The 20,835-nt window shown below is 51.0% G+C and carries 21 protein-coding genes; all 21 read right to left on the reverse strand.

The genetic code is table 11. The features are described from left to right. Positions 1 to 60: 60 nt before the first annotated feature. The 21 genes from IPL17_RS10505 to IPL17_RS10605 all read right to left on the reverse strand — a co-directional run bounded on the left by IPL17_RS10505 (position 61) and on the right by IPL17_RS10605 (position 20,814). Positions 61 to 426, reverse strand: a complete 366-nt coding sequence (locus IPL17_RS10505; RefSeq protein ID WP_345307041.1) for an NUDIX hydrolase — start codon at positions 424 to 426, stop codon at positions 61 to 63. Positions 427 to 488: 62 nt separating this feature from the next. Further along, positions 489 to 1,001 (reverse strand): LysM domain-containing protein, encoded by a 513-nt coding sequence (locus tag IPL17_RS10510; RefSeq protein WP_345307042.1) that lies wholly within the window; start codon positions 999 to 1,001, stop codon positions 489 to 491. Positions 1,002 to 1,031: 30 nt separating this feature from the next. After that, positions 1,032 to 1,232, reverse strand: a complete 201-nt coding sequence (locus IPL17_RS10515; protein WP_345307043.1) for a hypothetical protein — start codon at positions 1,230 to 1,232, stop codon at positions 1,032 to 1,034. A 226-nt stretch (positions 1,233 to 1,458) separates the two neighbouring features. Then, complete coding sequence (gene lpdA, locus IPL17_RS10520; protein WP_345307044.1) at positions 1,459 to 2,832, reverse strand: dihydrolipoyl dehydrogenase; 1,374 nt, start codon at positions 2,830 to 2,832, stop codon at positions 1,459 to 1,461. Between the two features lie 246 nt (positions 2,833 to 3,078). Then, positions 3,079 to 3,744: a dienelactone hydrolase family protein gene (locus IPL17_RS10525; protein ID WP_345307045.1), complete on the reverse strand. Its 666-nt coding sequence runs from the start codon at positions 3,742 to 3,744 to the stop codon at positions 3,079 to 3,081. A gap of 85 nt (positions 3,745 to 3,829) precedes the next feature. Next, complete coding sequence (locus tag IPL17_RS10530) at positions 3,830 to 4,306, reverse strand: isoprenylcysteine carboxylmethyltransferase family protein (RefSeq protein ID WP_345307046.1); 477 nt, start codon at positions 4,304 to 4,306, stop codon at positions 3,830 to 3,832. 5 nt (positions 4,307 to 4,311) lie between these two features. Next, positions 4,312 to 5,532 (reverse strand): dihydrolipoamide acetyltransferase family protein, encoded by a 1,221-nt coding sequence (locus IPL17_RS10535; protein ID WP_345307047.1) that lies wholly within the window; start codon positions 5,530 to 5,532, stop codon positions 4,312 to 4,314. 60 nt (positions 5,533 to 5,592) lie between these two features. After that, entirely contained in the window at positions 5,593 to 6,045 is a 453-nt protein-coding gene (locus IPL17_RS10540; RefSeq protein ID WP_345307048.1) for a transketolase C-terminal domain-containing protein, read from the reverse strand. Further along, on the reverse strand, positions 6,020 to 8,008 hold the full coding sequence (locus tag IPL17_RS10545; protein WP_345307049.1) for a thiamine pyrophosphate-dependent enzyme: 1,989 nt from the start codon (positions 8,006 to 8,008) through the stop codon (positions 6,020 to 6,022). Before IPL17_RS10545 ends, IPL17_RS10540 begins: the two co-directional genes overlap by 26 nt. Positions 8,009 to 8,142: 134 nt before the next feature. Then, positions 8,143 to 10,128: a heterodisulfide reductase-related iron-sulfur binding cluster gene (locus tag IPL17_RS10550; RefSeq protein ID WP_345307050.1), complete on the reverse strand. Its 1,986-nt coding sequence runs from the start codon at positions 10,126 to 10,128 to the stop codon at positions 8,143 to 8,145. A gap of 56 nt (positions 10,129 to 10,184) precedes the next feature. Next, entirely contained in the window at positions 10,185 to 11,132 is a 948-nt protein-coding gene (locus IPL17_RS10555; RefSeq protein ID WP_345307051.1) for a LysR family transcriptional regulator, read from the reverse strand. Positions 11,133 to 11,304: 172 nt separating this feature from the next. Beyond that, on the reverse strand, positions 11,305 to 13,026 hold the full coding sequence (locus IPL17_RS10560) for a rhodanese-like domain-containing protein (protein WP_345307052.1): 1,722 nt from the start codon (positions 13,024 to 13,026) through the stop codon (positions 11,305 to 11,307). Positions 13,027 to 13,061: 35 nt separating this feature from the next. Continuing rightward, positions 13,062 to 14,288, reverse strand: coding sequence for a cytochrome c3 family protein (locus tag IPL17_RS10565; RefSeq protein ID WP_345307053.1), 1,227 nt, complete (start codon positions 14,286 to 14,288; stop codon positions 13,062 to 13,064). 59 nt (positions 14,289 to 14,347) lie between these two features. Further along, a complete protein-coding gene (locus tag IPL17_RS10570; RefSeq protein WP_345307054.1) occupies positions 14,348 to 14,584 on the reverse strand; it encodes a hypothetical protein in 237 nt (78 codons plus the stop codon). Positions 14,585 to 14,836: 252 nt separating this feature from the next. Next, a complete protein-coding gene (locus IPL17_RS10575) occupies positions 14,837 to 16,480 on the reverse strand; it encodes a hypothetical protein (protein ID WP_345307055.1) in 1,644 nt (547 codons plus the stop codon). Between the two features lie 86 nt (positions 16,481 to 16,566). Further along, positions 16,567 to 16,731: a hypothetical protein gene (locus IPL17_RS10580; protein ID WP_345307056.1), complete on the reverse strand. Its 165-nt coding sequence runs from the start codon at positions 16,729 to 16,731 to the stop codon at positions 16,567 to 16,569. Positions 16,732 to 16,745: 14 nt separating this feature from the next. After that, positions 16,746 to 17,435, reverse strand: coding sequence for a cytochrome c biogenesis protein (locus IPL17_RS10585; protein ID WP_345307057.1), 690 nt, complete (start codon positions 17,433 to 17,435; stop codon positions 16,746 to 16,748). Between the two features lie 24 nt (positions 17,436 to 17,459). Continuing rightward, positions 17,460 to 18,149: a heme exporter protein CcmB gene (locus IPL17_RS10590; RefSeq protein WP_345307058.1), complete on the reverse strand. Its 690-nt coding sequence runs from the start codon at positions 18,147 to 18,149 to the stop codon at positions 17,460 to 17,462. A 10-nt stretch (positions 18,150 to 18,159) separates the two neighbouring features. Beyond that, a complete protein-coding gene (ccmA, locus tag IPL17_RS10595; protein WP_345307059.1) occupies positions 18,160 to 18,858 on the reverse strand; it encodes a heme ABC exporter ATP-binding protein CcmA in 699 nt (232 codons plus the stop codon). Positions 18,859 to 18,908: 50 nt separating this feature from the next. After that, the gene (locus tag IPL17_RS10600; protein ID WP_345307060.1) at positions 18,909 to 20,495 is read right to left on the reverse strand and encodes a cytochrome c; all 1,587 of its coding nucleotides are present in this window, start codon (positions 20,493 to 20,495) and stop codon (positions 18,909 to 18,911) included. After that, positions 20,482 to 20,814 carry a c-type cytochrome gene (locus tag IPL17_RS10605; protein ID WP_345307061.1) on the reverse strand — a complete coding sequence of 111 codons (333 nt, stop codon included), beginning with the start codon at positions 20,812 to 20,814 and terminating at the stop codon, positions 20,482 to 20,484. Before IPL17_RS10605 ends, IPL17_RS10600 begins: the two co-directional genes overlap by 14 nt. Positions 20,815 to 20,835: the final 21 nt, after the last annotated feature.

Here is a 20,835-nt window from a genome sequence, read left to right on the forward strand (position 1 = left end):
GATAGTTTTTCCACGCTGAGAAATTCATCCTCGTCCGCTTCAAGAGGGTCATATCTCAGTTCACGCCAGATAAACATGCATAAATTCCGTGGAATAGCCCGGGAGAAAAACCCCCGATTTTCTCGATATTGTTCCGGCGAAACCTGTCTCCTCGCGGATTTCTCGCGCAGCACATACTGCGGGATCTTCGCCTACATCCAAAGTTCCTGCAGGCAGTTCGAGCAGATCCTTGCCCGCGGCGTGGCGATATTGCCTCACAAACAACAGCTTGCCATCTGTGTCAATGGGAACGATGATCACCGAACCGCCATGTTCAATGATATCAAATTTGGTTTCGCGCCCGTCCGGGGTCTTGAGCGTGTCGCGGCGGATGGTGAAAGCGCGGCCTTTGAGTAACGTCTCAGTTCGTAGAAATTCAAATGGCATTGTGTAGGTTTCCTTCTAATAAAAAAAGCCCAAGCATTTGCTTGGGCTTTTTTTATTTCAACTTAGGGTATCTGTAACTTTTGCCCAGCGGTCAAGGTTGCTGAGACTGCGAGACTATTTGCAGAAGCGATTGCAGCGGGATCAACATCACCGAATTTACAGGCTATGCCGTATAGTGTTTCACTTGAGGATGCGACAGTGTACGTGGTAGGGTGCGCGGCGAGTGAGCGGCTTCCAGGGAATGACCCGCTCTGCGGAATGGTTAACTTTTGATTTGGAACATACACATCGGGGCTGGTAAGTCCGCTTGCGCTAAGCAAGGCATCCGGATCTACATTGAAGCGGCGGGCGCTGCAATATGGAATTCGCCAGACTGGAGAGTGTAGGTGGCAGGTCTTACAACAGGCGCTGGCGTATTGATCGGGCCGCTTGGCGTAGTGGCTGCTACCACGGGAGTTAAAGCAACAGCTCCAACATTTGTAGGGGTACCAGGGATGTTGTCCCTTCCAGCCGGAACCGTGTTCCCTCTTGCGGCGTGAGCACTGCCCCTGTTGAAATTGCAGCAGGCGTTCCATTTGATTTGCCACCTGCGGCAGCTGTTTGCGCTACTGAAGTTTGCTTTGCAAATTCTCGATCATTGCCATCGGATTCTCAACGGAAGGGAATGGGGAAACAAATAGTCCGGTTGCGATTACGGTTGGCGTTGCTTCGGGTGCTTGGGATAATGATTGCGTACAGGCAGAAATCAATACTGTTGTTAGTACAAAAATGAAGACTACTACCAGGGCGCGATTTTTTTGACTCATATTTTCTCCTCTTTCAAAAATTTAAGAGATGGTAGCACATGACGTTTCAAGCGTCAAGGCATACTGTTTGTGATGAAATGATTCTGTAGAGTTCTGTTTTACACGAATAGAATGTGGCTTTTCGAAAGAAAACGGGAGTACCCCACTTCCTTGTGCGATAAGTGACACAGCCTCGTAATGTACGTTACGAGGCTGTGTCACTCAAACATCGAAAATAACCGACCTGTTAAATATGTATCGCGTTACCTTCCGCTCCGTGCGCGGCTTCCATGATCGCTTCTGAAAGGGTGGGGTGCGCATGGACGTTGCGCGCGATCTCGTGCGGGGTAAGCTCCATCATACGCGCAAGGGTCAATTCGGGCAGCAGTTCTGTCACCTCAGGCCCGATCATGGATGCTCCGAGAAGTTCGCCGTATTTTTCATCCACAATTATCTTCACGAAGCCGCCGTAATCGCCCATACCGAGCGCCTTGCCGTTGGCCTGAAATGGGAAGCGGCCGATCTTCACCGCATGTCCGCGTTCTTTGGCTTGCGCCTCTGTCATGCCAAATGACGCTATCTGCGGCTGGCAATACGTGGCACGTGGCATCATCTCATATTCGAGTGTGACAGTTTCATGTCCGCCGATATGTTCAGCGCAAATAATTCCCATCGCTGAGCCGACGTGCGCCAGCATCAGTTTGCCGGTCACATCGCCGATGGCCCAAATACCAGGCACATTCGTCTGCATCTTTTGATTGATCTCCACGAAGCCGCGCTCATTGATCTGGACTCCGACTTCTTCGAGACCGAGTCCTTTGGAGTTGGGGCGGAACCCGATCGCGACCAAAGCCTGATTCGCTTCGAGCATGGTTTCCTTCCCTTCGGCAGAGACCTTCACCTTCACACCGGCATCCGTCGCTTCGACAGATTCGACCTTATGCCCGGCCATTGTTTTGATTCCGCGCTTCTTGAATTCCTTTTCAAGTTCCTTTGAAATTTCTTCATCTTCGAGCGGAACAATGCGCGGCAGCATTTCAACAATGGTCACATCCACTCCGTAGGAACTCCACACGGTGGCAAATTCCACGCCGATGGCGCCAGAGCCGATGATGACCACCGACTTGGGAAGTGTGGTTTGAAGAATCGCTTCCCAATAGGTGACGACTTTTTGTCCATCTACTTTCCACGCGCCGGGCACCGCCGCGGATGCGCCTGTGGCGACGATGATATTCTTCGCGGCAAGTTCAGTGCCCTTGCCGTCCTTGTCTGTGACAGCCAGTACATCTTTTGATTTGAATTTTGCCTCGCCCATGAACACGGTGATGTTGTTCTTCTTCATCAAAAAGCCAATGCCTTTGACGAGACGATCCGAATTCTGGCGGGAACGTTTGACGGCCACGCTGTAATCCAGTTTTAGGTTATCGAACGAAAAGCCAAAATCCTTGGCACGCTCGCGCAGGGTGTGAGCGACTTCTGCATTTTTAAGCAGTGACTTCGACGGAATACAGCCGACGTTCAGACATACACCTCCAAGCCATTGCTTGTCCACGATTGCGACTTTCTGTTTGAGTTGTGCCGCGCGAATTGCCGCGACATATCCTGCAGGACCGGCACTCAATAACGACTACATCAAAATTTTCAGGCATTTATTACTCCAGAGTTTAGTGATTGAAAAATAGCTTTACCTGTCAATTTTACTACAACCAAAACCTCCCCGTTTTCAGGGGAGGTTGAAATATATGTAATGTCGTTCTGAGCCGCTTTGCGGCGACACTTGCGCTGCACACCAGTGCGGTGAGAATCTCCACGTAATCTCAAATACCCTTCGCTCCGCTCAGGGAATCATACCAACGCGTCGGTTGAGTTACTTCAAACTATTTTTCAAAAACACAAACGTCCGATCCCACGCCACCTGCGCGGATGCGGCGTCATATTCAGGGCGGTCAGTCTCAACGAACCAATGATCTACTCCCGGGTAGAAATGAAGCGTAGCGTCTACGTTGAGAACCTTCAAACTCGCTTCCATCTCACGCACACCCTCGATGGGTTCCCATTCATCGACTTCACAAAAATGACCAAGAATTTTTGATTTGATATTTTTGAAATTCATGGGATATGCCCCATAGAAAAGAACTGTTGCAGAAATTTTTTCAGAATCGTTTTCAGCGGCGACCAGCGCCCATGCCGCACCCATCGAAAAACCGATCACACCGATCTTGTTGTGGGTAAGGGCATGCAAATGATCTTTTGCCGCCATTACAGTATTGCCAAGAAGTTGGTCATCACTTTTTTGCATCAATTCTTTGGCTTCATCAATCGTGCTGGCAATTTCCCCGTCACGCAGATCAGGCGCGAGCACGATGTAGCCGTGTTCGGCAAGTTGATCGCAAATTTGTTTGAAGAAAGGTTTTAGCCCCCACCACGCGTGAAGCAGTAAAATTCCAGGTCCGCCGTTTGTAGGGGAGGCTAGATACGCATTGACCGATTTGCCATTAACATCAAGCTTGATATCAGATTTTTGAATGGACATGTGACTCTCCTTTTTGTAGATTATAAGCACGCATGTTCTATTTTACAAGGAAAATAAAAAGGCGACTTTTCATCGCCTTTGAGATTTACAACCAGCGTCTCACTTTTGATCTATAGTCTGTGTACTGCTCTTTGAATTTTTTCTCCAGATAAGCCTCCTCCCGCTCGATGACAAGCCGACTCATGGTCATGGCGAAGAACGGTGAAATAATGAGACCCCAATACAGGCCTGAATTCAGAGGTAAGCCAATCACCATCAACATGAATCCGAGATAGATCGGGTTGCGTGTAAAGCGATACACACCTGCCATCACCAATTGTTTGACCGAACCATGAGGATCCAGGGTGGTTCGCGCTTTCCTGAATTCGATAAATGCGCCGATGCCGAACAAAAAACCAATAAAGGTCAGCGCAAAGCCGATGCCGCGTAAAATGGGCGGTGCAACCAACGGAGTTGGAACAAACCTCCCGAGAAAATACGCGATTACGATAAACATGAGAGCAACCATCGGCGGGTGGATGTTTTTGTTGATATTCGGATGATCCATTTGTTTTTCTGCCATGTTTGCTAGCTCCAATTTTCCAAAGTCTCTTTTACCTTCATCAAGAACCAGTCTGCGGATGCGCCATCGAGAATGCGATGGTCGAATACGAACGAGAGATATACCATCGGACGGATCGCGATTGCATCCTCGATCACCACCACTCGTTTCTGCATCGCACCGACGCCGAGAATTCCGCACTGCGGCTGGTTGATGACGGGGAACGCGAACAGCGATCCGCTGATGCCGTGGTTGGTGAGTGTGAATGTGCCTCCCTTAACTTCATCGGGTTGCAATTTCTTGGTGCGCGCACGATTGGCAAGATCGTTCACAGTCCGCGCCATGGCTAGAAGTGACAAGTTGTCCGCGTTCTTGATGACAGGCACGATCAATCCTTCTTCACCGAGAGATGTTGCCATGCCGAGGTTGATCGCTTTGTGAATTAGCACGCCTTCATCTGTCCATGAAGAATTGGCGCTCGGATAGGTTTTCAGAGCCGCCACAATTGCGGACATGAAATATGCAGTAAATGTCAATTTCACGCCATCCCGCTCAAATGCAGATTTGTTTGCTGCGCGGTGTTTGCTGATATGCGACAGGTCTGCTTCCATGACGGTCAACACATGCGGAGAAGTACGCTTGCTCATCACCATGTGTTCGGCGATGGATCTGCGGATGGGGGAGTGTTTGATCAGCTGGTCGCCAATGGCGGGTTGAACATTTGCGGATTGCTGGTTGGAAGTTTTTAATTCCGGTATGGTTGACTTTCCAGTTTCAATAAATGCCAATACATCGTTTTTGGTAATGCGCCCATTTAAACCCGTACCAGTGACTTGCGATAAACTGACGTCATGTTCTGCGGCAATCTTGGCAACAACAGGGGATATAAATCCCATATCAGTCGAATGCCTAAGGTCAATGGTCGCAGATTGTGTCTCAATTGGTTTTTGACTTTCAACTTTTGATATATCCGATACTTCAGTGTTTTCGACACTTTCAATGTGCTCCCCTGGGGTTCCGATAAAGGCAAGAATTTCTCCCACTTTTGCTGGAGAGCCTTCCTGCATGACGATCTTTAAAACGGTACCTGAAGCAGGCGCAGGAATTTCTGTGTCTACCTTGTCCGTGTTGACTTCAAGCAAAGGTTCCAACTCTTTAATGGAGTCGCCAACCTGTTTAAGCCATTTTGTGACGGTAACTTCATCTACACCTTCGCCAAGACGCGGAACCAAAACTTTTATCGCCATAAATTCACTCCTCTTTTCAAGCCAAAGATATTCCTTTATATATCTTGGTACTCATCGTGGTTAATAAATCTTTGGAAATGTCTCGGGATCAACTTCATTCATCATTTCATATACGGCATCGAAGATCGTCTCCGCATTGGGCTTTGACCAGTAATCCCCGTCACTTCCATAAGCGGGTCTGTGTGCTGTGCCTGAAAGCGACTTTGCGGGGGAGTCCAAATGGAAATAACCGCCTTGTTTCTCTATGACTTCATTCATCATGTAGGCGGTCGTCCCGCCAGGCACATCTTCATCCACGAAGAGTACGCGATTCGTTTTCTTGAGTGACTCAACGATCATGCTATGTATGTCAAATGGCAGAAGCGATTGTACATCAATGACCTCGATCTCAATCCCGACTTTGCTTAACTTATCGGCAGCATCCAGAACGACCCGGCAGCAGGCACCGTAGGTGACGATGGTGACATCTTTTCCTGTGCGGATGATCTCAGGCACACCCAATCGCAAGGTCATTTCTCCAATATTGTCCGGGCAGGCGTTCTTTCACACGATAGCCGTTCAACACTTCCACGACAATTGCGGGTTCGTCAGCTTTCAAAAGGGTATTATAAAAACCTGCGGCGCGGGTCATATCACGCGGGACCAAAACGTACATACCGCGTACCAGATTGATGATCCCCGACATGGGCGAGCCAGAATGCCAAATTCCCTCAAGTCTGTGTCCGCGTGTGCGCACGATGACGGGCGCTTTTTGTCCGCCCGCGGTGCGCCAGTGTAAAGTCGCCAGGTCATCAGACATGATCTGCAGCGCGTACAAGACATAATCCAAATATTGGATCTCTGCAATAGGCCGCAATCCACGCATGGCCATGCCGATTGCCTGACCAAGGATCGTCGCTTCACGAATACCGGTATCGCTCACGCGGTATTCGCCATATTTTTCCTGCATGCCCTTGAAGCCCTGATTTACATCGCCGAGTCTGCCGACATCCTCGCCGAATGCGATCAAGCGCGGCTCACGTGCTAACGCGGAATCAAATGCGGCGTTCATGATCTCAAAGCCGAACATCGTCGGCGATGAATGTGAATACGCGGGCTTGACTTCAGGCACCTTCAATGCAGTTCCAGAATAAAGATGTGAACCATATCTTTCCTGAGTGGCCTTATCATTCTCAGATTTCCATTGGATGAGGATGCCTTTTGTGGGGTGTGCCTCATTTCTCAGCATTCTCAAGGTATCGTGTATTGCCGCATGGATATCACGCCTCGCCACTGTCGGGACGTTTGCCAGCCGGTCTTTGAGCAATCTCAACTCTGCGGAATGGTTCGAAGTCGTCGCGATCTCGTCAAGTATGTCCAAAACCTGGTTGCGTTCTTCGAGGATCGGGGCGAGAAAGTTTTCCCAGGCAGTTTTGCGGAATCCCTCCACAGCGGCGCGGTCGGCTTTTTCGATGGTATCAAGCTCGGGCGCGGAGATGACACGGTTGTCAATCAGCCACTTGCGCATTTTTCGGACGCCGTCAAATTCCTCCTCCCACTTGAGCCGCTCGGGAGTTTTGTATCGTTCGTGGCTTCCTGATGTCGAATGACCCTGCGGCTGGGTCACGTCAATGACATGCACCAGCGCGGGGATGTGATACTCGCGGGCGATCTCCGCAGCGCTAAGATAGGTTTCGACCAGGGCGGGGTAATCCCAGGCGTGAACGGTGTAATGATCGAAGCCATGCTCAATAGTTTCGGGCGGCGCATTAGGGTCGCGTTCAAATCCTTTGAGCAACGTGCCGATATTTTCTTTTACCATTTGAAATTGATTAGGGACGGAAATGCCGTAGCCGTCATCGTAGATGGTGATGATGGCGGGTGCTTTGAGAACTCCGATGGCATTCACAGATTCCCAAAACAGACCTTCAGAGGAAGATGCGTTGCCGATGGTGGCGAAGACGATCTCTTCTCCATTGACCGAGAAATCTGTGAACTCATGCAGTTCCTGCAGCTTGCGATACATGACTGATGCATACGCCAGACCAACCGAGCGCGGCATTTGCGCTGCAGTGGGGGAGATGTCGCTCGCGACGTTGTACATTTTTGTTTGCGCGCGCCAGGTGCCGTTGGGGAATAAATTGCGCGAAGCGAAATGCGCATTCATTTGCCGACCCGCGCTGGCGGGGTCATAGGTCACATCAGCGTGGGAATAGAGTTGTGAAAAAAACTCCTGAATGCTCATCACGCCCAGCATGAACATCCAGGTTTGATCGCGGTAATATCCAGAACGCCAATCCCCCTTGCGGAAGGCACGCGCAATGGCGAGTTGAGCAATTTCCTTGCCATCGCCAAAAATCCCAAACTTAGCTTTGCCGCTCAGGACTTCTCTTCGTCCAATAAGGGAAACCTGCCTGCTTTGATACGCAAGACGGTAATCTTTGATTATTTCTTCTTTTTCGAGGGGAAGCGCAATAGAGCCCTTCTTATTGGGCATGTATCTCTCTCCTGAATTGGATATGGTCAGGGGGGATTATAACAAAGAGCAAAGGATGAAGGCTGAAATATGAAGGAAGAAAAGAAGGCGGACATTTCTGTCCGCCCACTTTTCACTTCTACCCTTTTGTTTTTTTACTTCATTCTCTCCGCTACGATCTCCGCCACATCTTTCACCTGGATATTGCCGCCGTCCGCTTTGGATGCATCGTTCATCATCGTGAGACAGAATGGACAGCCGACCGCGACGGTATCTGCCCCGGTGGACTTGGCTTCGGCGAAACGCGACTCACTCACTCGCGCTGTGCCGTTCTCTTCTTCCTTCCACATCTGCGCGCCGCCTGCGCCGCAGCAGAATGATTTGGCTCCGTTGCGCGGCATTTCGATGGTTGTTATGCCTGCGCTGTCCAATGTTGTGCGCGGTGCGTCTGTGATCTTGTTGTGCCGTCCCAAATAACATGGGTCATGGAAAGTAACTTTCATGTTGTCACCTTCAAGGTTCATCGAGATCTTTCCCGCGCCAACTAACTCATTAATTAATTGAGTGTGATGAATGACCTGATAATTTCCCCCGAAGGCAGGATATTCATTCTTGATCGTATGCAAACAATGCGGACAAGTCGTCACGATTCGTTTTGGCGCAACTTCATTTAGGATCTCAACGTTCTGCGAAGCCAGCCCAAAGAAAATATCTTCACGCCCCGCGCGTCTCGCAGAGTCGCCGGTGCAGGCTTCGTTCTTACCAAGCACGGCGTAGTTGACTCCCGCCGCATTCAAAATTTTAGCAAAGGCTTGCGCGGTCTTTTGCGCGCGCGCATCAGTTGCGGGAGCACAGCCAACCCACCATAAAATTTCAGGCTCGGCGTTTTGCTCGATCGTTGGCACAGACATGCCATCCGCCCATTTCATTCTGTCCGCCTGCGAAACATTCCATGGATTCATATTGCGTTCCATACCTTTGAACGCCGTTTCCAATTGTTTGGGGAACGTACTTTCCATCATCGAAAGATTTCTGCGAATATCGAGAATGTCGCGCATGGGTTCATTGCCTACCGGGCAAATATCCACGCAGGCGCCGCAGCTTGTGCAGGCCCAAACCGCTTCTTCCGAGATCAACTCCGTCATTGCCACATCAGTCGTGCCGCCGCCGTTGAAATGATAGCGTTTGTTAATTTCCAACGCGGCGGGTGAAAGCAACTTGCCCGTGTTATACGCGGGGCAAACTTCCTGACAGCGGAAGCACATGATGCAGGCGTAGCTGTCCATGATCTGCTCCCAGCCGAGGTCTTTCATTTTTGCCGCGCCAAATTGTTCAATGCTTTGATCGTCAAGATTGATATAACTTAATTGTCCAATGGATTTGCGCTCGGGCTTCAACGCAAAATTCAACGGAGCAAAGAAAACATGAATATGTTTTGAATATGGGAAGTAGGGCAGGAACGCGACGACTGCGCCAATGGATAACCAGAACGCAATATGTTCACCGATGACCAAAGTCTGCGGGTCAACACCTGACCATAAGCCTGCCACTGACGAAATGGTTGGCTGCCAACTGTCAACTTGACCTGCCAATGCCACCCCGAAGGATTCGCCCAAAAACCGCATTGAATTATGGATGAAGATAAATGTCGCAACAATGGCTGAGTCACGGGTAATGCCAAAACGAGCCTTGGGATTCAGAAGAGTCGTATCGCGTGTGGACAGTGTCGCAGGCCGCAGGATGAAGCGCCGAACTGCCATCGCCACAATGCCAAAGATGATCGCGACGTTCGCAATATCGGCGAGCAGTCTGTAGGCATCTCCAAATAGGCCAGTGTGCTCCAGAAGTTTGAACCCTGTAAAGGCGTAGATCAGATCCGCGAGATTGATCAGCAGGAAGGAGAGAAAGCCCCATCCAATGAGTCCATGTAAAATGCTGGGTCCAAGCCTAAAACGAAAAACGGGCTGGAACAACCCCACTTTAACAATGAGATCTCCAATCCGTTTATAGGCCAGTGACCAATCTATTTTGCCTTGCCCACTGTTGATGCGCTGCATGATGAGCGCAACACCGTGATATGTATAGTAGAGCGATGTTAGTGTTGCGATTACAAAGAGGATTTTTTCTGCAAGTGTGAGCATGGAACCTCCGATATCTGTTTCTTGACATTCAGGTTGCGGTACAGTTTAGCACAGGTTTATGGGGTTGTAACAAAATTCACCAGACTGTCCCAAATTTCTGTGTTAAGTTTTTCGCGCTGTGATCGGGCGAAATCCCAGAACAAGGATTGCGCGCGGGTAAACGGATAATGGATATGGCGCGCAATATAGACCGTGCGTTTGAGATCGAGCCCTTGCAGTTCAACTTTCTTGATCCTGCCAAAAGCAAGTCCGCGTACCGCGATCATTTCAGAGACGAAGGCAATTCCCACGCCGCGTTCGACCGCCATTTCAATGGCTTCGGGATTGCCAAGTTCCATGGTTACATTCAACATATCGGGGGTGATTCCGTAACTTTTGAGTCCCTGCATAACGGTTTCACATGTGCCAGACATTTCTTCGCGCATAATGATCGGCTGGCCGATCAGATCATCCGGCGTAGCTTGACCGTATTTCGCCCAGGGGTGGTCTGCCGGCACGATCAGGTATATGTGATCGTCAAATAAAGGCAGGCATTCGAGGTCGCGATGGTCGAAGCTTTTGCTTGATACCCCAATGGGGATGCTTTGATTTAACAGGCGGTCATAAACTCCCTCACGTCCCATGATCTTTACGCGCGGATGAACGCCAGGGTATTCACGCTGGAAATCGGATAACAGGACGGGCATGATGTATTTTCCTGCGGAGGTGGAGCACCCGATCAGCAATTCTCCGCCAATCTGATGATTGATCTCCTGAAAGCCATCCTCCATTAATCTTGCAGCGCGTAACACGTCACGTGCCATTGGCAGGATGGTTTGCCCCGCTTCACTCAATTCCACTGTGCGCCCGCGGCGGGTGAAGAGCTGAACGCCGTAGGCGCGTTCCATGGATTGGATATTCTGGCTGACGGCAGATTGAGAAAGATTTAATCGTTCTGCTGTTCTGCTGAAATTTTTTTCTTCTGCAGCAATGAGAAATACACGCAGGGTGGATAGCTCGATCAATGATCGCTCCTAGAATAAGCATTGGTTATGAGTATTGTCCATAAGCATACGCCTTTCTTGAAGCAGTGAATAGTGAGTATTGTCAATGAATTTATGTGATGGTAGATGAGAAGAAAAAACTGCCCATGGAAAAGTTCCACAGGCAGTTTGATTTATTTACGTACGATCAGGCTTATTTCACGACTACGGGTAATTCTGCAGCAACCCAGGCGTTCATTCCGCCGGCAAGGTTGCGGACATTGGTGTATCCGCCTGTCATGCGCAGGTACATCATGACCAGGGCGCCGCGGTGGCCGGACTGGCACAACACAACAATCGGGGCGGCTTTGTCAGTGGGCAATTGAGCGAGGTTGGCAGGCACATCGTTGATGGCGATATTGAGCGCGCCTTCAATGTATCCAGCGCCAAATTCATCGGCTGTGCGCACATCGAAGATGAATGGGACGGGGGTGCCTGTCAATTCAACATTGAGGTCGGCGGCTTTGACTGTGAAGAAACCTTCGGGCAATTCGGCAAGGAAGGTGGTGAGATTCGCCAAACGGGTCGCGTCCACTTCGGGGGCGGTACCAGCTACGGGGGCGGCGGGAAGCGTTCCTGTCTCAACAGCGAGTTCGGCTTTCTTCCATCCACCAAGTCCACCGGCGAGATTCTTGACATCGGTATAGCCGAGGAATTGCAGGGCTGCCATGAGCATTGCGCCACGGGCACCGGATGCGCAGTAGATGACAATGGGCTGATCTTGCGCGGGGAGTTTGTCGAGATTGGCGAGGACTTCGCGCACCGGGATATTGACTGCGCCGGCGATGTAACCATCCTTTTCCAGTTCGGCAACCTCACGCACATCGAGCAGGAAGGGAGCCTTTTCAGTCAGGGCTGTGTTGAGGTCTGCGGCTTTGATGGTGTAGTAGCCTTCAGGGATGTTGGTGAGATATTCATTCCAGACGGCTGTCCAGTTGACCCAGCCGACGACGGGCATATTGGCAGTTTTCCACGCGCCGAGTCCGCCCGCGAGGTTGACAACATCAGTGTAGCCCATGAGGCGAAGTGCCATCATGATGATCGAGCCGCGGTGACCAGAGGCGCACAACACGACAATACGTGCATCCTTGTCAGCGGGGACCTGGTCGAGGCTGGTGAAGAAGTCGTTGAAGGGCAGGTTGACTGCGCCGTCAATGTAGCCGTCTTTGGCGAATTCTTCAGCGGAGCGCACGTCAATGATCGTGGGCAGGGTTGCGCCGGTCAGTTCTTCAGCGAGCTTGTCCGATTTGACCGAGTAAAAGTCATCGGGCATGGCGGTGAAGAAGCCGTTGAGCATTTCGAAGAGAGCCTGGTCAGCGACGATCGGGGTGCTGAGGGCTGCGGGGGCTGCGGGCATTGAGCCGGTTACGACGGACAGATTGGCTTTCTTCCAACCGCCGAGTCCGCCGCCCAGGTTGCGGACGTTGGTGTAGCCGAGCATTTTTAGCGCTGACAGCATCATGCCGCCGCGATGACCGGAGCCGCAGTAGATGACGATCGCTTCATCGAGTCCGGGCAATTTGTCGAGATTGTTGAGGACATCGCGCACCGGGATGTTGACTGCGCCTTCGATATATCCGTCCTTTTCGACTTCGGCGGCTTCGCGCACATCGAGCAGGAAGGGGGCTTTGTCAGCCAGTTCTTCATTCAGCGCAGCGGGCTTGATCGTGCCGTAGCCTTTGTCGGCGGGCAGTTCAGCGACGAGCGCGGTAAAAAGCGCCTGTGCATCGGGACCAACTTCCACGATGGGGGCTTCAGTCACAACGACTGGAGCTTCTGTGACAACCACGGTGGGTTCAGCGGCGGGCGCGCACGCGCTTAGGATCATGCTGAAAACGATGATCAATCCAAATAATACTTGCACTTTCTTAGACATGTTTCTTCTCCTTAATGATTTTTATTTCTATCAAGTTACTTCTGTAACTTGTGGCAACCGATACAATTTTCTTCGTTGTATTCCAGATGATTTTCAGGGCTGATGGGGGCGTTTGCCATCCCGCTAGTGTGACAGGATGTGCAGGCTGTTTTCGCGTGGTCAGCGGGCAGGGCGGGGGCGTTGAGTATTTGTTCAAGGCTGACCATTGGCGGCAGTGTTTCGATGATCACAGAGAGATTGGCTTCCAATTCTTCTGGTTTCACTTTGTCTGCTGTCAGGAATATGCTCGCGTCTCCGCTGTGGCAGGCTTCGCAGGATGCGTTTTGCGGCGTGTTCTTTTGGATATTGTGCGGTGTGGCATAGTTCCAGGTGGGTAATGCATTGAAGTTTGGCAAAAGATTTTCACCATAGAAGTCATACGCATCCGCCGCGACAGGGATGTGGCGCACCGGCACATAGGCATAGGGACGTTCTTCAGATCGAATTGGATTTCGTCCGATCAGGAATGTCTGGTAGGTGGCTTCGGTCTCAAAGAACGGATTTCCACTTGTCTCGCTGACCGCCACATGGCAGCCATCACAACTTGTGTATGTGACAGAGTGGCATACCTGACACGAGAGTGTGTCGCCATGAACCTGATGCATCGGATTTTCATCTCCGCCGGGAATGGCCTCTACATGGCAGTCCGTGCATTTCGGTGATTCCATGCCGGCCAGGCGATTCACTTCAGCGGTTTCCGCATCAGTGGCTGTACCATGCAAGTCAGCGCCTTCATGACATTTAACACAGTTCATGCGTGCTTCGCGGAAGTGTACATCCCCGGCAATTCCTTCATTTTTTCCGAGGAACTCATTTCCCACGCGGCTTCCATGACAGGCAGTGCAGGAACGGGTCATGGGCGGGGTCTTTTCAAACACATGCCCGGTGAACAATCCGCCGCCGACGTTCTTTGGCTGGCTGACATGACATTCACCACAGGTGGTGTGGCAGGTGGCGCAGTGGTTGCCAAACATTTCTTCAAGAGCCGGGTGGTTTTCAGGTACATTACCGGCGCGCGATTCAATCGCTGTCCAATATCCCTGCTGGGTCGAGTGGAGCGCGAACGGGTATGTTGCGGTCTGGTCAGAATGACAATCGCCGCAGTATTTTTCAGGCTCAGAGCTTGGGCTGGCGATCAGACCTTCGTGGGCAATTTCTTTATCTGGTGATTGGACGCCGTTATGGCAATCCACACAGGCGATCTGCCCGTGGTCGGTGGGCATAAACTTTTCACTATCAACGAGCACTTTCTCCCATGGCTCCAACGGAGCCACATCGCCCCTCAGCCAACCCCTTTGGATTCTGCCTCTGCAACCACAACAGGCTTGGCTGTGTCTATCAGGCGTTGTTTCTCGGTATGACAGTTCAGGCACTCGTTAGTGACAGGCGCCGCAGTGGCTGTCGCTTCGGCTGTTGGGCTTTCAGTTACAGCAGCTGTCGGTGTGGGGGATTGTGTTGTGCACGAGGAAAGCACAACCAGGACAAATGTTAGGAAAACGATATTTTTTAGTTTTGACACGATTACCTCTTAATTGTGTAATATTTCACAAATTATATTCTAATGTCTTATACAAACAAGTGACTTATATAACCTTTACTTATTAGCTTTGCTTATCAGGAAGTATTACTTGTAGGAATGAGAAATTTTCCGTATCCGCGCGCATCATGCCTGACCTCTAAATTGCTGCTGTTTTCAGCCCCGCAGAATTAAAACAAAAACCGCATGAATTCATGCGGTTGAAATAAGCTTTCAAATTTAAGCGAGTTAGCTTTATTTGCTAATATCGTTCACGTAATCCACTGCGCCGCCGCAAGCCCCGCTGATGAACGGCGAAGTATTATCCCATGTCAAAATGGTATTGCCTTCACCCAGGGAACGGGTAATGACTTCTGCCAGGCATCCTCCCCCCGCGTTGTAATTGACGAGCGAGAATTTCCATAGGTCTTCATAAGAAGCGACTTCACCCGGCGATTTGCCGGTGTAATTTGTTACGACTTGTCCCGCTTGTCTGCAATTTGCGATCATTGAATGGGCAAATACCCCAACAGAATAATCCGCGTGTTCCAGGTCAATGCCGAGCGGACAGTCTTTACAGGTCGCATTGACGCTTCCCACCAAAGCGGTACGGAGCTGTTCCTGTTCCTCTGTGGATATGTGCATATATCCTTTGCCGCAGGTTTCGCCCGGAAGGATGAAGGTACAGAACTGATAATAAAAGGATGGATTCCAGAACAGGGTGGTATCTGCGCCGTTCTCTGTTAATTGACCAAGTCCCACGTCTCCGATTCCCGAGACACTGCCCGGCCAGAACTGGCTTTCACGTGCGAATAGATTTTTCAGCAAATGCGCAGGCACGCCTGTTGCTCTGGCTGTGCTCATGATCAATCCATCAAAACGATTCTGCCAATTAAAAACTTCTTCGCGTGATCTTTCCAGTCCGCATTGATTTGCTCCGCCGTCTGGAGTGATGCCGCCATCCGGGCAGGTGCTTGCATTGACCGCGCCTTGCTTGATCAGATTCGCCGCGAGATAAGTATAGGGAATATCACTGCTGAGCTCCTGACTTTGCGTTGGCGTGGTCAGCCATTTAGGAGAACCTCCAACAGGCGCAAACGCATTCCACGCATCAGAGCAGATCGGAACAGCCTGTCCCTGCCATTGTGAGGAGAGTACATCTACATACCAATAGTGTTGATCGGGGTCGCCTTCATTTGCCTTTTGCACGCGCACTTGGGCGCTATACACCGGGCTGCTGTCGCCGTATGTTGAGTATGACCAAAATTCAACCTTCACGCCATTTTCCACTGTTTCAGGGATGTGGAATTTGCACACATTGGTCTGGTCGCAGTCAAACGACTGGCCATCATAAGTGCCCTCAATGCGGATGATCTTCTCATCTGCCAGCGGTTCCTGCCCTGAGATCACGAGCGTTGGGTTCGACTCGCAGATATTTGTAGAGGTGCTTAGTACCGCTTCACAATCTTCGAGGGATATCCATGCGCTGGCGGAAGCGAGTTCCATGGCGACCTGTTTTTGGGCAGGCTTGCTGGTGATGGGGAAGGTGTAATAGCCATCGCATAGCGTTGTGTCTTCATATATACAAGGCGGCTGGGTGATCCATTTTGTGTAGACTTTTAGATCGCAGTTGTTATATATATCCGAAGGATGCGGTAGACCTTCATGATCGAAGACTACCGAACAGACAATGTTTGACCCTTTCCATGTCGCCAGATACCATTCGTAAGAAGTATATTCAACGCTTACGGTGGTGAAGCGATCCGGGCCAGGCGGAGGATTGGGAGCAAAAGCAGGCTGTGGGTTAGATTGAGGCGATACGGATGGAGGGCGCGTAAAGGCTGTGCCGGAGAAGGCAATGATGAGTGAAAGGAGGCCGAACAGCCAGCGTCTTGCCATAATAAAAAAAGTCCGCTTACATTATAAGCGGACTTTTAAGGGTAGGCAATTCTTTTGGATGCGACTTTAGTCGGAAAGTTGGCTGGTTATTTTTTCCCGTCTTTGTCTGAGTCCATGGATTCAAGGGTTTCGGCATCTCGTTTTAGATTTGTGCTGCGCAGATAGATGCTAAAGACATAAAAACCCATGACAACAAAAGAAAATATATAACCTGCGATCATGTAGTTTGAGGTATCGGGAGTGGTTTCCATTTTATTCTCCTAAATTACATCGAGACTTTTAATTTGAGTTGTTCAACTTTTTCTTCGAGACTGCCGAGGCGGATGCGGTGCCACATCAGGTCAACGAAGATAACGGTGAAGGCAAAGAGTGCAAAGAAAAAGGCGACGCGCATGTCAGAGGTTAGCGGCAATTTCTCGTCCTGGCCAGAACCGACCACGATCGGGTGAATGGTGCGGAAAAGGCGAATGACCATGAATGTGATCGGCGCGCTGAGTCCGCCTAAAATTGCGTAGACAGCGCCAAAGCGGGCGCGTCTTTCGGGGTCCTCGATTCCCTGTCGCAGCATGAAGAATGCGATGTAGATGAGTTCGGTGACCGCGGCGGTGGTCAGGCGGGGATCCCAGGTCCACCAGGTGTTCCAGGCAGGGCGAGCCCAGATGGAACCCAGTACGATCGTAATGAAGAAGAAGATGGTGCTGACTTCCACTGCGGCGACTTCGAGTCGGTCCCACTTCATGTCTTTTGTGACCAGGTAGGCGATGCCTGTCCCTGCGGCAAGCACAAAGCCGACCAGACCAACCCAGGCTGTGCCGATATGGAAATAAAAGACGCGCTGAACATCGCCCATCACGGCTTCGGTCGGCGCGAACACCAGCGCGAGATAGGTTGATATTGCCAATACTATAATGGAAGCAACATCCAGTATTTTTAGCATTAAAGGTTTGGTTTGCATATTTTGCTCCTTATTAAATATTTTTTATTCTTCAACTACGAAATCGAACACCATGAAAGCAATGGCAATGAAGATCACATCATAAACGATGAGCAGGTTAAGCGGGGTGAGGATCTCTGCGAATTCCGCGCCGGCCAACATCCCGCCGCTGGCTTTGACAGATGCCAATAGTACGGGCACAGCTACAGGGAATAATAGGATGGGCAGCAGTACATCTCGTGTACGGGTCTGGACAGACATGGCAGACAGCAATGTCCCGACCGAGATGTAGCCAATGGAGCCAAGCAGGATCACACCCAGAAACCCCAATTGAAAGATGCGGAATTCATTATAGAGCACGGCATAAAGCGGGAGCACAATGGCTTCCACGATGAGCATGAACGCCAGATTGCTGATGGCTTTGCCGAAGAAGATGGCAGACCGGTCAACCGGCGCAAGCAGCAGACCGTCCATACAGCCGCGATCTTTTTCCACGGCCATGGAGCGGTTAAGTCCGAGCGTGCCGGCGAATGCGAAGGTTGTCCACAAGACACCGGCCGCAACTTTTTGGCGGACGTCAATTTCGAGTTCCAATGCAAAGTTGAAGATCAGGATCACAAGCATGGAAAAGACCAGCATGGCGGAAAGCAGTTCGCGTGAGCGCAGTTCGGCGGCCAGGTCTTTTTGTACGATAGCCATGGTGGCTTTGATAAAGGATGGGGCGGCTGTTTTCATAATCGGTTTTTCAAGCCTCCAGCGATTTTTTGTAAAACGCGAGCAGATTTGAATTTTTCAAATCTTCGTGTTTTGCGGAGGCTGCAATGACGCCGCGTGAAAGAATGTCGAAACGGGTGGCGAGGTCTTCTGCGCGGGCAAGGTCGTGGGAGGTCATCACCACGGTGCGGCCCTTGGCGGCGACGGAACGCAGGACATCATCCAGCATTTCAGACGCGTCCTGATCAAGCCCTGTGTAAGGCTCATCGAACAACATCACTTCCGGGTCATGGACAACGGCTCGGCCAATGGCAAGGCGCTGTTGCATCCCGCGCGAAAAAGTCCGCACCAGATCCCTGCGCCGATTGTCGAGGCCGACCATCTCCAAAACTTCGGTGACCCGTGCTTCCATATCCGCAATTCCATACATGCGGCCGTAAAAGCGGATATTCTCTTCCGCGGTCAGGTCTGGATATAACAAGGGCATGTGAGATACCACGCCCAGTTTTGCGCGGACTTGCGCCGCCTGTTGTGGAAGGTTGTGACCGGCTACCTGTACATGTCCCAGGGATGGACGCGAGAGTGTGGCGAGGATCCGTAGGAATGTGGTTTTGCCTGCGCCATTGGGGCCTAGCAATGCCACAAACTCACCGGGCTGAACTGAAAAATCCAATCCGCGCAGGATGCTTTTGAGCCCAAATCTTTTGACGAGTTTTTTTACTTCGATCATTTAAGATTCCATACATCATTGCGAGGGCATTCACCCTCGCAATGATGTGTTTATGATTTTCGCTTAAGCGCGCCTTTTAATTCTTCGCGGCGTTTTTGATAGGCTTCGTCGGAGAGTTTGCCGGCGCGGTGCAGGTCATCGAGCGCGATGATGGCATCCATCAGCGAATCAGGATCTTCAAATTCATCATCCTCTTCGTCTTCCTCGTCAACTTCCTCAACACGCTTGCGGTCGCGCATGAACAGCCAGATGCCTGCGATAATCAGCACGATGCCGAATGCGCCGGCGCCGATCAACAGCGTCTTGTTCTGTGTCAGATCTGGGTTGACTGCTGTATCCTGTGGTTTGCCCGTGATGGTGAACTTAAGGGTTTCACCTGCTTTCAATGCGCCGGTTGTATAAATATGGAAGCTGGCGCTTTGCATGGTCTGCACACCATCATCAGTAAGCTGGTCGCCTTCCGCTTTTAAGCCTTCAGGCAGGAGGATGCTGACGCCGCTGATGGCCAATGGCACGGTTTGCGAAACAACGATCGTATCTGACTTGGGATAGGATGCAAAGGCGATCAGTCCATAAGGCGTAGTGCTGGGCGGCATGGCAAAGCCATCCGCAGTTTGAACAAAGGCAGCCGTATCCTGTGTGGCTTCATACCCGAGCGGCGTTGAGCCTTCCGGGAAGGGAACGAATGGGATCGCTTCCTGTGCCGCCATTTTTACCAGGACACTCTTGTCGGTGGGATTGCTGATCGTGTACACCCCAAAGATCTGAACTTCCGTTTCATTTGCGAAATCAAAGTGGAGTTGTAAAGAGTCAACTGTGAGTACGCTGAAATCTTCTGATGTGGCAAATAATTGGATGGTCGGTATCACGAGCTCGGTCATGCCGGCTTCCACCACCGCAAATTCTGATTCGTAGGTTTGACCGTTCACAACTGCGTCAGCGATGAAGATACGATTTTCAGGCATTTCAACATTCTCGAAAACGAAAGTTCCATCTGCCTTGGCAACGGTTTCGATCGCCGCGATTTCCTGAGGACCGGCATTCATGTCTGCGCCATGCTCGAGGGAGCGTAACGTAACTAAAATATCGGTTGGAAGCGCGTCACCTGTTTGATTATCAATCGAACCGGAGATCGTGCCGAAACCGGCGGCTAGGGTCGCTGGTACTGTAACTTGAATTTCTGCTTGAGGAGTACCCGCCTCTGGCGTCACCGCAGCTTGGGTACCGTCAACGGGTGTTGTCTCGGCTGAGGGTGTGACCGTCTCAGCGCTGACGGGAGTCTCGGTGGCGGCAACAGCTATCGGCGCGGCCGCAGACGCGAATGTCAAACTGCGGATATAAGCGGCGGCGGCTGTTGATTCTTCATCTGTAAAATCCTTCCCAAAATCGGGGAGGCTGCCCATGCCCTGCTTGATGACTTTTATCAGGTCATTATTGGAGAGCGCGGCCATCATTTCCGGGTCGCCGGCCAAAACTTTTGCGCAGTCAGTGCAGTTTGTTTCTACAAGGGACTTGCCCAGTTCGAGTTGCTCCGGGGTTACATGAAGGGTGAGCGCGTATGAAACCACATCCCAGCGTTCCTGGTCGTTCAGGCTTGCGAACGGAGGCATGAAGCGTTCAAGATTACCCTGGGTCACCACCAAATACCAAGTGGCCGGGGATTGCCTTTTGCGCGGTGGCTGGCAAACCAAGCGCTGCTACCGACACCGGTAATTGTTTGCCCTGCGGACCGTCACCCAGACCCGTATCTCCGTGACAGGGAGCGCACTTTTCAGCGAAAATCAGTGCTCCGTTCTCAACATCGGGCGCATTGGAGGGGACCAGGGGAGGCAGGGTTGCCGCGGGTGTTGGCGGAACATAGTTAGGCGGGGGAGTCACATCTTCTGCGAGTGTGAAGTTACAAGCAGCGAGCAGAAGCATGATGGTAGACAAGATGAGCGTATGGCGTAGTTTCATTAATTTCCTCAATTGCTTTGA

The organism is Candidatus Villigracilis saccharophilus (assembly GCF_016711665.1).